Genomic DNA, 14,222 nt, shown 5'->3' with positions numbered 1-14,222 from the left:
AGGTGCTGACGATGCTCGCACGCAACGCCGAGTCGCTGTATTGGATCGGCCGGTACGTCGAACGTGCGGATGACACCGCGCGGATCCTCGATGTGTCGGTCCACCAACTGCTCGAGGACGCCACAGTCGACGCCGATGGTGAGAGCCGCACTCTGCTGTCGGTCCTCGGCATCAGTCCACCTGACGGCACCCAGCTGGACGTGTGGGGGCTGACGGAGCTGGTCGCGATGTCGCCGGAGTCCGGCTCGATCGTGTCCTCGATCGAGAGTGCCCGGGAGAACACCAGGGTGGCGCGTGAGGTGGTGTCCAGCGAGCTGTGGCAGTGCATCAACGCGATGTGGAACGCCGTACCCGAGCGGCAGCGTGCTGCTCGTCGTGTAGGGCCGCACGAGTTCTTCACCTTCGTGGAGGACCGGGCGGCGATGTTCGCCGGGCTGGCGGACTCCACGATGAGTCGGGACGACGGCTGGCGGTTCCTGGTGCTGGGGCGGTCAGTGGAGCGGGTGGACATGATCGTCCGACTGCTGATGTCCCGAGTGGGTGACAAGCCGACCTCGCCAGGGTGGGTGACGGTACTGCGCTCTGCGGGTGCTCATGACACATACCTGCGGACGTATCGCGGTGCACTGGACGCCTCGCGCGTCGTGCAGTTCCTGCTGCTGGACAGGTTGTTCCCACGGTCTGCCTTCCATGCACTGACGCAGGCCGAGTCCTGCCTGGAAGCGCTCGACCACGGCCCGTCTGCCAGGATCGGCGCGGGTGCGGAGGCCTCACGGCTGCTGGGGAAGGCGAGGAGCGAGCTGGAGTTCCTGCGACCGGCTGAGCTGCTGGACGATCTCACTGGCCGGCTGCAGGCGCTGCAGACCACAGTGCGTGAGGTGGGCGAGGCCGTGTCACGGCAGTACTTCCACGCGGTGCCCTGGATCGAGTGGAACAACGCGGAGGTGAACCTGTGAAGTGGCGTCTCCGGGTAGTGCACACAACCGGCTACCGCTATGCGACACCGGTAACCCAGTCCTACAACGAAGCACGGCTCACACCGCGCAGCGACGACCGGCAGAACCTCATGGTTGCCCGGCTCGAGACAGTGCCGGCCACCAGGGCCTACAAGTACGTGGACTACTGGGGCACCGAGGTCAACTCCTTCGACTTGCACACCCCGCACACCGAGCTGAAGGTCGTGGCGGCGTCTGTGGTCGAGACGACCGAGGAGCCGCCCCCGGCGGTCGACGCGACCTGGGCGCAGGTGCGGTCGGCCGAGTCGCTCGACAGGTACGCCGAGTACCTCGAGTGGACCACCTACGTGCCGAAGCATCGTGAGCTGGCCGCGGTAGCTCGATCGTTGCGCAAGGGCCTTACCCCGCAGGAGACCGTGCTGGCAGTGTCCAAGTGTGTGCACGGCAAACTGAAGTACCAGCGCGGCACCACCGGAGTGCACTCGTCCGCCATCGACGCTTGGCAGGCGGGGGAGGGCGTGTGCCAGGACTACGCACATCTCACGCTCGCGATGCTGCGCGCGGTCGGCGTACCCGCCCGCTACGTATCCGGCTACCTCCACACCGAGCCCGACGCCGCGGTGGGCGAGACAGTCGTGGGAGAGAGCCACGCCTGGGTAGAGACCTGGACCGGCGACTGGTGGGGCTTCGACCCGACCAACGACCTCCCGATCGGCCACCGGCACGTCTGGGTGGCCACAGGCCGGGACTACGCCGATGTGTCCCCGCTGAAGGGCATCTACTCCGGCGGTGCGGCCACCGCAATCGAGGTCACCGTAGACATGACCCGCCTGGCCTGAGGGCGCGGCAACTTGCGTGCGCAGATGACGCAGGATGGAGTGGATCCATGCGGGCGATGACAGTGACGACGGGGAAAGCTGACTCAGCCGCGGTAGGGGAGGTCGACGAGCCGCCCATCACAGACGGTTCGATCCTGGTCGAGGGACTGCTCACCGGGATCTGTGGCACGGACGTCGAGTTGGTCTCCGGACAGTTCGGCACCGGCAGGCCGGGCTCGGACCAGCTCGTGATCGGCCATGAGTCGCTGGGACGGGTCCTGGAGGCGCCAGACGGCTCCGGCTTCAGTCCCGGTGACCTGGTGGCCGGTGTGGTCCGCAGGCCCGACCCTGAGCCGTGTCCGGCCTGTGCACGCGGTGAGTGGGACTTCTGCCGCAACGGGCGGTACACCGAGCGCGGCATCAAGGAGATGGACGGGTACGGCGCCGAGCGCTGGCGAGTCGATCCGTACTTCGCCGCAGCGGTCCCAGCGCAGCTCGGCCACCTCGGTGTGCTCGTGGAGCCCGCCAGCATCCTCGCCAAGGCGTGGGAGCAGGTCGACCGGGTCGCGTCGCGGTCGTGGTTCGGACCGGAGCACGTGCTCGTCACCGGGGCCGGTCCGATCGGTCTGCTCGCGGCTCTGATCGCGACGCAGCGCGGGTACGACGTCCATGTCCTGGACCGGACCAAGGACGGACCGAAGCCTGAGCTGGTGAGTGCACTCGGTGGGACGTTTCTCACCGACCTGACAGACCTGACTGTCACGCCGGACGTGGTGATCGAGGCGACCGGGGCCGGGCAGGTGGTGTTCGACTGCGCCAAGCTACTCGGACCGGCTGGTGTCATGTGCCTGACCGGCATCTCGCCCGGCCCTGCGACGATCGACGTACAGCTGGATGCCCTGACCCGCCAGCTGGTCGTCCGCAACGTCGCCTTGGTGGGCTCGGTGAACGCGGCCAAACGGCACTACGCCGACGCGGTCGATATCCTCCAGACCGCCGACAAGAGCTGGCTGGAGCGGCTGATCACGCGGACCGTGCCGCTGTCCGACTGGCCCGAGGCATTGGTCCGGGAACCGGATGACATCAAGGTGGTCGTCGACTTGCAGGCATGACCTGCGAGGATGGAGTCAGCAGGGCAGGCCCGGCCATCCACCCAGTGAGGGTGGTCCGGGGCAGCCCCCAGGAACGAAGGGAGCGTCGACAGGTGTCGGACACGAGGGCGGCTCGGACCCCCGAGCAGATCGAGGCGGACATCGCCGCCACCCGCGCGCGACTGGCCTCGACCGTGGACGAACTGGTCGACCGGGCGCACCCGAAGAACGTCGCGAAGCGGCAGGTCGAGCAGGCCAAGGCGCAGGTGTTCGACGAGCGCGGCCAGTTGCGGACGCAGAAGATCGTCGCGGTCGGCGGTGCCGCGGTCGGCGTGCTCGCCGTGCTGCTGCTGATCCGTCGGCTGGTGGGTCGCCGGTGACTCCTCGCAAGCGGCTGTCCGACGACAAACTGCCGATCCGGATGCTGCACGACCGGGTGCTGGTCTCCCTCGAGCAGGAGGGGGAGCGGAAGTCCTCGGCCGGCATCCTGATCCCCGCCACCGCGCAGATGGGCCGCCGGCTCGCCTGGGCGAAGGTGGTTGCCGTCGGCGCCAACGTGCGCACGGTCGAGGTGGATGACCGGGTCCTGTTCGACCCGGAGGACCGGGCCGAGGTCGAGGTCCGCGGCGACGACTACATCCTGCTCCGCGAGCGTGACCTACACGCGGTCGCGGCCGGCCGTCTCGAGGACGGCCAGACCGGCCTCTACCTCTGATCGAGGTTGTAGAGGCGCACGGCGTTCTCACGACCCCACAGCGTCGCCACGCGTGCAGCGTCGTCGGCGGACCAGTCACCCTGCTCCACGAAGCCGCTGAGCACAGACGTGACCGCACGCCGCCACACTGTGGCTCCGAGGTAGTGCAGCTCGGCAGGTCCCCACGCGTCGGAGGAGTAGAGCACCTTGGCGAACGGCGCGAGCTCCAGTCCTTCCGCGAGTACAGCTGCCGCCCGCGCTCCGACGTACATGGTGGTGAGGCCTAGGTCGAAACTGACGTGTGGGAAGGCGTGTGCGAGGTACCCGGCCTCACGGTGGAAGGGGTAGCAGTGCAGCAACACCACCTGTGCGCCGACCGGCTCGACCAGACGCAGCCACTCAGTCAGGAGCAGCGGGTCAGCCTTGCGCAACTGCAGGTCTGGGTCACCGAAGCCGGCGTGCAGTTGTAGTGGCAGACCACGTCGCGCACCCGTCCACAGCAACCAGCGCAGGAGCACCGGGTCCGTGACACGTGAAGCGCCCGACGCGTACCAGCGATCCAGAGCAGTGAGTACGTCGGCCGCACTCGGCTCAGCCGGGTCGAAGTCGAACCCGTGCCGATACGCGACGATGCTCTTCAGCCCGACAGCCCCGGCAGTCCGCTCCTCAAGTCGCCGTACGAGCGCATCAGGTACGGCGGTCACGGTGGACTCCTGTGAGGCGACGTACTCCAGCTCGGACTCCAGTCGCACCACCTCATGCGCGCGGGAGCCACTCAGCTTGGCCAGCTCGTCGACATCGGTCACTGCATCACCCAGATAGCCGGTATCCACCAGGTAGTCGCTCACTCCGGCTGCACCGAGGAAGAGCCGGTTCACCGCCTCCTCACCCAGCTGGGAACGTGCTGCCAGGTAGTCGTCCGCTGAAGCGTGTGGAGCCAGTCCTAAGAGCGGTGCGCAGTACCGGCGGATCGCCAAGCCCAGCTGGGAGTCGAACGTCGACATCCACGGTGGGACGGGCCGGTCCGACTCAGTGATCAGCTGCTCGAAGCCGGCCCGGTCCAGCGGACCTATGATGGCGCCGTGGATGTGGTGATCCACCAGCGACAGGCCCACGATGTGGTCGCCGAGCATCGCTAATCTCCCGCATGGCTGCTGAGCCGGAAGCGGGACGGCACCGACGACTCGCCGGTGACCAGATCGCGGATGTACTCACCGATCAGCGGCACGAACTTGAACCCCTGCCCGCAGAACCCGACCGCGACCGTGATCGGCCCGACCCGGTCGATGACGAAGTTGTCGGTCGGCGTGTTGTCGTACAGACAGCTGATCGCGGTTGACCGGCTGGCATCCAGGCCGGGGAACCACTCCTCGACGTACCGAAGTAGCCGGGCATCTGACTCCGGCTCCACCGCGAAGTCCCGCGTATCCGGGTCGACGACCGGCCCGGTGGCATGCAGCCCGACCTTCACACCGGACCCCGGCTCGAACAGCCCATAGACCGCCTTGCGCCCGTGCACGAAGCTCGGCCAGTCCAGGTCGTCCGACACCGGCGCGAAGAAGCGCGGCTGCTCCTGCGTCACCTTGAACGGCGGCAACGGCACCAACCCGGTCAGCAACTTCGGAGCCCACGCACCGGCCGTCACCACCACCTGCCGCGCCCGCACCGCCCCACCAGGTACGTCGAGCTCGACAAGGCCGTCGTGGATCTTCAGCGCCTTCACCGGCGACTGATCCCGGAACTCGGCGTTCGCCACTCTCTGGAGTGCGCTGACGGTGCGGTCGGCGTACAGACGTCCCGAACCAGGCTGATACAACACCGGGCCCGCGAACCGCATGCCGGACCAGCGCTCCGTCGCCTCTTCCATGCTGAGCACCTGGCCAGTGGGATGCAGGGCCTCGAACGTCTCGATCGCGGCGTCATCGACCCCGTGGTCGATCCCGCCAGTCACCTCGAACAGCGTCTCGCCGGACTCTTCCTCGAGTTCTCGCCACAGCCCGCGGGCCTGCTCGGTCAGCCGCGCGACCTCGGCGTTGTCCGCGGCCGGCCGGAACAGCCGGGTCCCACCGTGCGACCCACCTCGGACATGGCCCAGCTCGTACTGCTCGAGGACGACGACCTCACGCCCGGCGGCCGCCAACGCCCGCGCGGCCGCCGACCCCATCGCCCCCGCGCCGACCACCGCAACGTCGTAGGTCATCGCTCACCCCTTCACCCCGCCCTGATCGTCGTACCGAGCCCGCATCAAACCTTGCACAACCTGGTGGTCCGTGCGCGGCGACTCATGCAGGGCGGCCATCGTCCCGACCCGATCGCCTTCGGTCCGGTTCTGACCCATCTTCACCTTCGCGGTCACCTGCTCGACCCGCAGGGTGAACGCCTGCAGCTCCGGCAGCAACCCCGTCGTCCGGTCCCGCGCCCAGTCGTCCACGCGCCACCGCGCCTTCTGATCACCAGGGTTCAGCGCCTGCTCGTGGTCCTGGACCAGCCGCATCAGATGCGCCCGTACGGCGTCCGGATCGTCGAGCGGCTCTGCCTGCCCGCGCAGCTCGATCGCGACGAAGTTGTACGTCGGCAGCCCGCGGCTCGCGTACCAGGCCGGGCTCACGTACACCGACGGGCCGAGCACGCTGATCAGGATCCGGGCCCGCTGCCGGATCGATTCCGCGAACGGGTCGAGGCCGGCCACGTGGGCCACGATCTGGATTCCGTCGTCCCGCCGTACCTGGACCGGGACGTGCGCGATCCGCAGCTCGGGCTGGTCTGTCACCAGGGTGGCGAACGGCTGGGCCTCGATCAGCCGGGTCACCTCGTCGAGGTCGGGTTCGGCGTAGTCCGGGTCGACGTACATGCGCGCTCCGTTCGGTTGCTTGACGCACCGAGTATCCGCTCGCAGGCCCGCGCGGACTTCGTGGCCCGCGACAACATCGAGCGGTCAGAGTCGTGCCTCTCGCCGACCTGGTAGACGGAGCACCGGTGTGGGCCCGGGGCTAGAAGCTGTTGGGGCCGATCGACGCCCTGACCCCGAGCAGCTCGCGCAGTTGAAGTCCATCGCCGACCAGATCCTCACCAAGGTCGACCCGGGGAAAATCCTGCTGACCGCTTGCCGGGGAGCGAACGGTCGTGCTTTTATCGAGGGGTGAGTAAAGGCGAGGAGACTCGGGCTGCCGTGCTGGACGAGGCTGCGCGGGTGGTCAGTGCAGCCGGGTTGAGCGGGCTCACCATCGGGTTGCTGGCCGACCGGATGCAGCTGTCGAAGAGTGGGCTGTTCGCACACTTCCGGTCCAAGGAGCAGCTCCAGGTCGCGGTGGTAGACCGGGCGTCCGAGTTGTTCGCGGAGCGGGTGGTCCGGCCGGCTCTCCAGGCTCCGCGCGGCGAACCGCGGCTGCGCGAGCTCTTCGACCGCAAGCTCCGCTGGGACAACGGCGACCTCGCCCTCCCCGGCGGATGCTTCTTCGCCAGCGTCTCCGCCGAGCTCGACGATGCACCTCCGAGTCCGGTCCGCGACCGCGTCGTGAGCGCCGAGCGCGACTACGGAGAGCTGCTCGCCAACGTGTTCCGGACGGGCATCAACGAGGGCCACTTCCGCCCCGACGCCGACCCCGAGCAGTACGCCTTCGACATCAGAGGCGTCCTGTTGTCGTACCACCACGCCAGCCGGCTGCTGGCCGACCCCAAGGCCGAGGATCGAGCGCGCACCGCCTTCGAGGCGCTCCTCCGGGCGGCCCGCCCCTGACCCCTGCTGATTGATCTGGAGAAGACCTCATGGCGGCCAAGAAAAGCACGAACGTTCGGTCCTTGAATCTCGCCTTCGGGCTGCTCGAGCGCATCGCACCCGCGGTCGGCGTCCGCATGCTCAACCGGCTCTGGTTCCGCGTTCCCGCCGTACCGCCGACGATTCGTCGTCCACGGGGCGAGATCCCCGCGCCGACCCCGTTCGAGGTCGGCGCCATCCGCGGGCAGTCGTACGGCGACGGGCCGCCGATTTACCTCGTCCACGGTTGGGGCGGTTGGGGGCTGCAACTCGCGGCGCACATCCAGCCGCTCGTCGACGCAGGTTTCCGGGTGATCGCGTACGACGCCCCAAGCCACGGCGACTCTGCTCCGGGGCGCGAGGGCAAGGGCGAGTCCACACTCCTCGAGCTCGCCGACGCACTGAAGGCGGTGGTTGCCGCGCAGGGACCGGCGTACGGCGTGATCGCGCACTCGCTCGGTGCGCCGGCCACCGCACTCGCGCTGCGCGACGGGCTCGAGGTCGAGCGAGTCGTCTTCATTGCGACGGCGACGGACTTCACCGAGACGCTCGACCAGATGGAGGCGTTCCTCGGCTTCGGGCCGCGGATCCGGTCCGGGTTCCTGCGCCGGTTCGCCGCTCGCTTCGGTCCGATGGACTCGTTCCGGATGGACGCGGTGATTCCCGAGATGGCCGCTCGCCGGCCGTTGCCTCCGCTGCTGCTGATCCACGATCGCTCCGACACCGAGACGTCGTACCAAGGCAGTGCTGAGGTTGCCGCCCGCTGGCCGGGCGCGCGCCTCGAGACCAGCGAAGGACTGGGGCACCGCCGGGTGCTCCGCGACCCCGACCTGGTGAAGAAGGCCGTCGTGTTTCTCGCGGAGCGGGCGCCCGCCGACCGGCGATCCGGCCGACAGGAGAGAATGCGGGGGTGATCTTCGAGACTTCCAGCCGGTTGCCGGATTTTCCGTGGGACAAGCTCGCGCCGTACAAGCAGAAGGCGGCGGCCCATCCTGACGGGATCGTGGACCTGTCCATCGGCAGCCCGGTGGACCCGGTGCCGGACCTGATCAAGAGGGCGCTCTCGGATGCGGCCGAGGCGCCGGCGTACCCGACCACCATCGGTACGTCGGCCGTGCGGCAGGCGGCGGTGGATTGGCTGGCGCGGCGTCTCGACGTACCCGGTGTGGACCCGCAGACCGGTGTGCTGCCCGTGATCGGCACCAAAGAGCTGATCATGATGCTGCCGACGCTGCTCGGGATCGGCGCCGGCGACACCGTGCTCATTCCGGACCTCGCGTACCCGACGTACGAGGCCGGCGCCGCGCTGGCCCGCGCTGCCAGTGTCCCGGTTGCCGATCCGACGGCGTACGACGGGCCGGTCCGGGTCGCGTACCTCAACTCCCCGCGGAACCCGTCCGGTGAGATCACCTCGCCGGCGGACCTGCGTCGTGCCGTCGAGTGGGCGCGGGCGAACGACGTACTGCTGGTGAGCGACGAGTGCTACGCCGAGTTCGGCTGGGACTCGCGACCGGTGTCGGTGCTGCATCCGGACGTGTGCGGCGGCAGCTTCGACAACCTGCTCGCGGTGCACTCGCTCTCGAAGCGGTCCAACCTCGCCGGGTACCGCGGTGGCTTCGTGGCTGGTGACGAGACGGTCGTCACCGAACTGCTCGCCGTCCGCAAGCACGCCGGTCTGATGGTGCCGTCGCCGATCCAGGCCGCGATGGCCGCCGGGTTCTCCGACGACGCGCACGTGGACGAGCAGCGCGAGCGGTACCTGCGGCGCCGGTCGGTACTGCGTGATGCCCTGACGGATGCCGGATGGGTCATCACCCTGTCCAACGGCGGTCTGTACTTGTGGGCCGAGCACCCCGACTTCGACTCCTACGGCTCGGTCGGCGCGCTCGCGGACCGCGGCATCCTGGTCGCGCCGGGAGCCTTCTACGGCACGGCGGGGGAGCGGCACATCCGGGTTGCGCTCACCGGCACCGACGAGCGCGTCGACGCCGCCGTGAAAAGACTGCAGGATTGACAGAACTTCTGCCTGTTGTGTGACGTCTTTCTCTTCGACTGCTTCTTTAATGGGTAAGGAAGCGGTGGGGGGACCTGGCCCGGTCCCGGTGAGGGGAAAGGGACGTGCGGATGATGTGGCGAGCCTTTGGCGTGGGGACAACGGCGGTGCTGCTGGCAGTCGGGTTGCACGCGCCTGGCGCGGCAGCTGACCCGACGCCGTCAACTCCTTCGACATCAACTCCTTCGACGTCGAAGGAGTTGACCGAAACACCTCCGACAACGGCGGCCGAGGAACCGACGCCGACTCCAACACCCACGCCAACACCAACGCCGACGCCGACGCCGACGCCGACGGCGACTCCGACTCCGACGAGGTCGGCGGCCGCCGCGGACTGGTCGATCACGCTGGACAAGCCGGCCGCGTCGTGGGAGGACCGGCCGACGGTGTTCACCGGCAAGATCAGCCAGCCGATCACCGGCTCGTACATCACGCTCTGGCAGCGGGTCCCAGGCGCCTGGGTGCTGCGCGCCTCGACCCGGACCACGACCGGCGGCGTCTACAAGTTCACCTACATCTCCGCCGTACCGGGCGCGTGGGCCTTCCGAACGATGATCGGCGTCAAAGCGGAGACCGCGCTGGCGATCTCGGACTACCAGTTGTCGAACATCCAGGACCGCAAGATCGTGCTCAACACCCCGGCCCCGTGGTACGCGACGCTGACCGGTGCCTCCGTCACCGGCCGAATGACACCGGCCGAGTCGGGCAAGGAACTCGCGCTGCAGGACTACCTCGGCAGCGGCAAGTGGCGGCTGCTGGCGATCGGCAAGATGGATGCGGCAGGCAACTTCCGGCTGCGGGTTCCGGACGACGTCCCGGCGACCCGGACCGTCCGCGTGGTGACGCGCTGGGTCACCCAACCCCTGATGGAGTACTCCGGCCTCGCCACCATCGTGGTCAAGGCGGCCTTGAACCCCAAGGTGTACGCCGTCTCCGCCTCGATGGTGCCGTACACCTACCGGGCCGGCTGCCCGGTCAAGCCGTCGTCGCTGCGCCTGCTCCAGCTGAACTACTGGGGTTTCGACGGCAAGGTCCACCGTGGTGAGCTGATCCTGCGGGATGCCGCCGTACAGAAGATGATCACGGTGTGGACGTCGACGTTCGCGGCCAAGTTCCCGATCCGGCAGATGCGGCGGGTGGACAGGTTCGGCGGTAGCGACATCAAGTCGATGGCAGCCGATAACACCTCCGCCTTCAACTGCCGTCGGGTCACCGGAAACCCGTACGCGCTGTCGCCGCACTCGTACGGCTGGGCCATCGACATCAACACCGTCGAGAACCCGTACCTGGCCGCCAACGGCGTCTGGTACCCGTCCAACGGTCTCGCCTACCGCAACCGCTCCGTGTCGCGTCCGGGCATGCTCTTCACGAGCAGCACCGCCACCAAGGCTCTGATTGCCCAGGGCTACTTCTGGGGTGCCGGCTGGAGCAAGCCCGACTACCAGCACTTCCAACCGAGATGAGAGCCGTCGGCGTTGCTGCGGTGCTGTCGGTGCTGCTTGTGGGGTGCAGCTCCAACGAGAGTCCTCAAGCAGCAACGACCCCAAGCTCGACTCCCATCCCCAGCACGGTGGGTGGGACCGTGCCTGTGCCTACCAACACGCTGAGCACCGCGAAGCCGACGGACGCTGCGGTGCCGCCTGAGTTGCCGGAGGAGGCGACTGCACCGCCTCCCGCGACCGCCGGTCCGCTCAATGCCCGCAACCTGCCGGCACCCGACAAACTGGGCGCCGGCTGGAAGACGTACGTCGACCCCGGTGGTGCCGAAGAGGGCTTCCTGGGCAACCAGACGTGGACCCGTCGACGTGAGCCGCATCAGGCGGCGTACGAGGCCTTGCCGCTCGGATGCGCCGGTCAACTCCCGTCCGGCTCGTTGCCAGTCCCGCAGTACGCACTGCAAGGCGCCTACCGCACTGCAGACGCCAAGCCGGGCACTGCGCTGCTCCTGCGCTTCGCAGACGCCGACAAGGCATCGGCGTACCGCACTGGTTACCAGGCCCGGATGGCAGCGTGCGGCGAGGGCGGTGACCTCAGTGTGAAGCAGCTGTGGACGGAGGACACCGCAGCAGCCGCAGTGCGACGCTATGCGGGCGACGAGTCCGAGCAGTACGTCGATGTGTCGGTGGTGCACGGTTCGACGGTCGCCCTGCTCGCCGCAGCCTCCGCCCAGCCCGACACCCAGTCCGACTGGGCGCACAGCGTCGTACGGGCTCTGGAAGCTGTGATCGACTCACCGTAGGAACCGCATCAGAAGTTGTATTACCTTTCAGTATTTCTTGTCTTACACTCCCGTTATGGGTGACTTCGACCGGTATGCCCGCCTGACCGCGGACCTCGACGCGCCGTTCGCGGTCGTCGACCTGGCCGCATTCCGGCGGAACGCGGACGACCTGGTCCGCCGCGCCGCGGGGACGCCGATCCGGATCGCGTCCAAGTCGGTCCGCTGCCGGGCTCTCATCGCGGCCGCGCTCGAGCGGCCCGGGTTCCACGGCGTGATGAGCTACGCGCTGCCCGAGGCGCTCTGGCTGGCCCGCAACAGCGTCGACGACATCCTGCTCGGCTATCCGACCACCCATCGGACTGCCCTGCGCTCGCTGGCCGAGGACCCCGAGGCCGCTGCCCGGATCACCTTGATGATCGACTCGCCCGAGCACCTGGCGTTCATCAAGTCCGCCACCGCCGGCGGCACGCGGATCCAGGTGTGCCTCGACGTGGACGCGTCGTTGCGCGTGTTCGGGCAGCATCTCGGCGTACGTCGTTCTCCGCTCCGGACCCCTTCAGACGTCGCGGAGCTCGCCCGCACGGTGGCTGCAGATGACGCCTTCGAGTTGGTCGGGGTGATGTTCTACGAGGCGCAGATCGCCGGTCTCCCCGACACGTCACCGGCCGTCCGCTGGGTCAAGCGCCGCTCGGCCGCGGAGCTCGCCGACCGCCGCGGCGCCGTCGTCGACGCGCTCAAGCAGTTCGCGCCGCTGCGACTCGTCAACAGCGGCGGCACCGGCAGCCTCGAGATCAGCAGCGCCGACCCCGTCGTCACCGAGGTCACCGCCGGCTCCGGCCTGTACGGCCCGACCCTCTTCGACAAGTACGACGTCTTCCAGCCCGCGCCCGCGGTCGCCTACGCGCTGGACGTCGTACGGCGTCCTGCTCCGCGCATCGCCACCCTCTTCGGCGGTGGCTATGTGGCATCCGGGCCGGCGAAGAAATCGCGGCTGCCGTTGCCGACGTGGCCGGCCGGATTGAAGCTGCTGGGCACCGAAGGTGCCGGAGAAGTGCAGACTCCGGTCCTTGGGAGTTCCGCCGAAGGGCTGCATCTTGGAGACCGGGTCTGGATGCGCTATGCGAAGGCGGGCGAGATGCTGGAGCGATTCGATGTCGTGCACGCGATCGACGGTGACGAGCTGACCGAGCTCGCGACGTACCGGGGTGAGGGGAAGAACTTCGGATGAGCACCTGGCGGAACTGGTCGGGCACCGAGTCGGCGACCGGCGTGGAGCTGCTCCGCCCGACCTCGACCGACGAGCTCGCGGCCGCGGTGAAGACCGCCGCCGAGCAGGGCAAGAAGCTGAAGGCGGTCGGCTCGGGTCACTCGTTCACCGGCTGCTCGGTGCCCGAACAAGTGATGATCCGGCTGGACGGCCTGTCCTCGATCACCAACGCGGACAAGGAATCCGGCCGTGTCACGGTCGGCGCCGGCACCGACCTGCGCAAGCTCAACGCCGGGCTGGCTGCCTTCGACCTGGCAATGGCGAACCTCGGCGACATCGACAAGCAGACCATCGCCGGCGCGATCTCCACCGGCACGCACGGCACCGGCGCGCGCCTCGGCGGTCTCGCGACCCAGGTCGTCGCGCTGGACCTCGTCACCGCTGACGGCTCGGTGCTGCACTGCTCCGCGGAGGAGAACGCGGACGTCTTCAACGCTGCCCGCATCTCGGTCGGCGCGCTCGGCGTGATCACCTCGCTCACCCTGCAGTGCGTGCCGGCGTTCCTGCTGCGTGCGCGGGAGATGCCGCTCCCGCTGTCCGAGGTTCTGTCCGGCTTCGACGAGCTTGCCGACGGCAACGACCACTTCGAGTTCTACTGGTTCCCGCACACCGACATCGCACTGACCAAGCGGAACAACCGGGTCGCGGCCGGCGTCGGCGCCTCCCCGGTCGGCCGGATCCGCGGCTGGGTCGACGACGAACTGCTGTCCAACAAGGTGTTCGAGCTGACCAACCGGCTCGCGACTCGCCGGCCCGGCCTGGTTCCGCGGATCAACCGGGTAGCGTCCCGCGCGTTGTCGGCCCGCGAGTACGTCGACGCGTCGTACAAGGTCTTCTGCTCCGAACGCAACGTGGTGTTCCGCGAGTCCGAGTACGCCGTACCCCGTGAGCACCTGGTCGACGTCCTCCGCCGCCTCCGCGACTGGATCGACGCCTCGGGCTCCCACATCCCGTTCCCGATCGAGGTCCGGGTCGCCGCCGCGGACGACATCTGGCTGTCCACCGCCTACGGCCGCGACACCGCCTATATCGCCATCCACCAGTACCACCGCCTGCCCCACGACGCCTACTTCCGCGCCTTCGAACAGATCGTCGCCGACTACAACGCCCGGCCCCACTGGGGCAAACTCCACACCCTCACCACCCCCGACCTCCGCACCCGCTACCCCCAGTACGACAACTTCCTAGCCATCCGAGACCGCCTAGACCCAAACCGCGCCTTCGCCAACCCCTACACCCGCCAAGTCTTCGGCTAACCCCTCCCGCGCGCCGCACCCCACCGCCCGCACCTGCGGCCTACCCCGCACCTGCCTCCCGCGCGCCCCGCGCCCCCGCTCAGGCTCTTCGGTTGTTCGTCTTCGGGCACGG

Annotated in this window: 15 protein-coding genes; 12 read left to right on the top strand and 3 right to left on the bottom strand. The window is 68.6% G+C overall.

The genetic code is table 11. From position 1 onward, the window contains the following. The first annotated feature begins 11 nt into the window (after positions 1-11). From EV652_RS21615 to EV652_RS21595, 5 genes are all read left to right on the top strand, one after another. Entirely contained in the window at positions 12-956 is a 945-nt protein-coding gene (locus EV652_RS21615) for an alpha-E domain-containing protein (protein WP_132210998.1), read from the top strand. Beyond that, positions 953-1,795, top strand: coding sequence for a transglutaminase family protein (locus EV652_RS21610; protein ID WP_132210997.1), 843 nt, complete (start codon positions 953-955; stop codon positions 1,793-1,795). Before EV652_RS21615 ends, EV652_RS21610 begins: the two co-directional genes overlap by 4 nt. 47 nt (positions 1,796-1,842) lie before the next feature. Continuing rightward, positions 1,843-2,886 (top strand): glucose 1-dehydrogenase, encoded by a 1,044-nt coding sequence (locus tag EV652_RS21605; protein ID WP_132210996.1) that lies wholly within the window; start codon positions 1,843-1,845, stop codon positions 2,884-2,886. Positions 2,887-2,978: 92 nt separating this feature from the next. After that, on the top strand, positions 2,979-3,245 hold the full coding sequence (locus EV652_RS21600; RefSeq protein ID WP_132210995.1) for a DUF3618 domain-containing protein: 267 nt from the start codon (positions 2,979-2,981) through the stop codon (positions 3,243-3,245). Further along, positions 3,242-3,580, top strand: a complete 339-nt coding sequence (locus tag EV652_RS21595) for a GroES family chaperonin (protein WP_132210994.1) — start codon at positions 3,242-3,244, stop codon at positions 3,578-3,580. Before EV652_RS21600 ends, EV652_RS21595 begins: the two co-directional genes overlap by 4 nt. Here the strand turns inward: EV652_RS21595 and EV652_RS21590 are convergent. The 3 genes from EV652_RS21590 to EV652_RS21580 are packed head-to-tail and all read right to left on the bottom strand — an operon-like array spanning position 3,571 to position 6,410. After that, positions 3,571-4,692: an amidohydrolase family protein gene (locus EV652_RS21590; RefSeq protein ID WP_132210993.1), complete on the bottom strand. Its 1,122-nt coding sequence runs from the start codon at positions 4,690-4,692 to the stop codon at positions 3,571-3,573. The genes EV652_RS21595 and EV652_RS21590 overlap by 10 nt on opposite strands. 2 nt (positions 4,693-4,694) lie before the next feature. After that, positions 4,695-5,759 carry an FAD-dependent oxidoreductase gene (locus EV652_RS21585; RefSeq protein ID WP_132210992.1) on the bottom strand — a complete coding sequence of 355 codons (1,065 nt, stop codon included), beginning with the start codon at positions 5,757-5,759 and terminating at the stop codon, positions 4,695-4,697. A 3-nt stretch (positions 5,760-5,762) separates the two neighbouring features. Continuing rightward, positions 5,763-6,410, bottom strand: a complete 648-nt coding sequence (locus EV652_RS21580) for an FMN-binding negative transcriptional regulator (protein ID WP_132210991.1) — start codon at positions 6,408-6,410, stop codon at positions 5,763-5,765. A 288-nt stretch (positions 6,411-6,698) separates the two neighbouring features. On the opposite strand from EV652_RS21580, the gene EV652_RS21575 reads away from it, so the two are divergent. The 7 genes from EV652_RS21575 to EV652_RS21540 all read left to right on the top strand — a co-directional run bounded on the left by EV652_RS21575 (position 6,699) and on the right by EV652_RS21540 (position 14,110). Next, a complete protein-coding gene (locus EV652_RS21575; RefSeq protein ID WP_132210990.1) occupies positions 6,699-7,295 on the top strand; it encodes a TetR/AcrR family transcriptional regulator in 597 nt (198 codons plus the stop codon). A 29-nt stretch (positions 7,296-7,324) separates the two neighbouring features. Continuing rightward, a complete protein-coding gene (locus EV652_RS21570; protein WP_132210989.1) occupies positions 7,325-8,227 on the top strand; it encodes an alpha/beta fold hydrolase in 903 nt (300 codons plus the stop codon). Further along, positions 8,227-9,327, top strand: a complete 1,101-nt coding sequence (gene dapC / locus EV652_RS21565) for a succinyldiaminopimelate transaminase (RefSeq protein ID WP_199238344.1) — start codon at positions 8,227-8,229, stop codon at positions 9,325-9,327. Before EV652_RS21570 ends, dapC begins: the two co-directional genes overlap by 1 nt. Before the next feature lie 239 nt (positions 9,328-9,566). After that, positions 9,567-10,829, top strand: a complete 1,263-nt coding sequence (locus EV652_RS21555) for a M15 family metallopeptidase (RefSeq protein ID WP_242001903.1) — start codon at positions 9,567-9,569, stop codon at positions 10,827-10,829. A gap of 119 nt (positions 10,830-10,948) precedes the next feature. Continuing rightward, positions 10,949-11,605 carry a hypothetical protein gene (locus EV652_RS21550; protein ID WP_132210986.1) on the top strand — a complete coding sequence of 219 codons (657 nt, stop codon included), beginning with the start codon at positions 10,949-10,951 and terminating at the stop codon, positions 11,603-11,605. 55 nt (positions 11,606-11,660) lie between these two features. After that, positions 11,661-12,815, top strand: a complete 1,155-nt coding sequence (locus EV652_RS21545) for an amino acid deaminase/aldolase (RefSeq protein ID WP_132210985.1) — start codon at positions 11,661-11,663, stop codon at positions 12,813-12,815. Beyond that, positions 12,812-14,110: a D-arabinono-1,4-lactone oxidase gene (locus EV652_RS21540; RefSeq protein WP_132210984.1), complete on the top strand. Its 1,299-nt coding sequence runs from the start codon at positions 12,812-12,814 to the stop codon at positions 14,108-14,110. Before EV652_RS21545 ends, EV652_RS21540 begins: the two co-directional genes overlap by 4 nt. Positions 14,111-14,222: the final 112 nt, after the last annotated feature.

This window comes from Kribbella steppae (assembly GCF_004342025.1).
Taxonomy (GTDB): Bacteria; Actinomycetota; Actinomycetes; order Propionibacteriales; family Kribbellaceae; genus Kribbella; species Kribbella steppae.
This window is presented reverse-complemented; position numbering and strand designations above follow the sequence as displayed.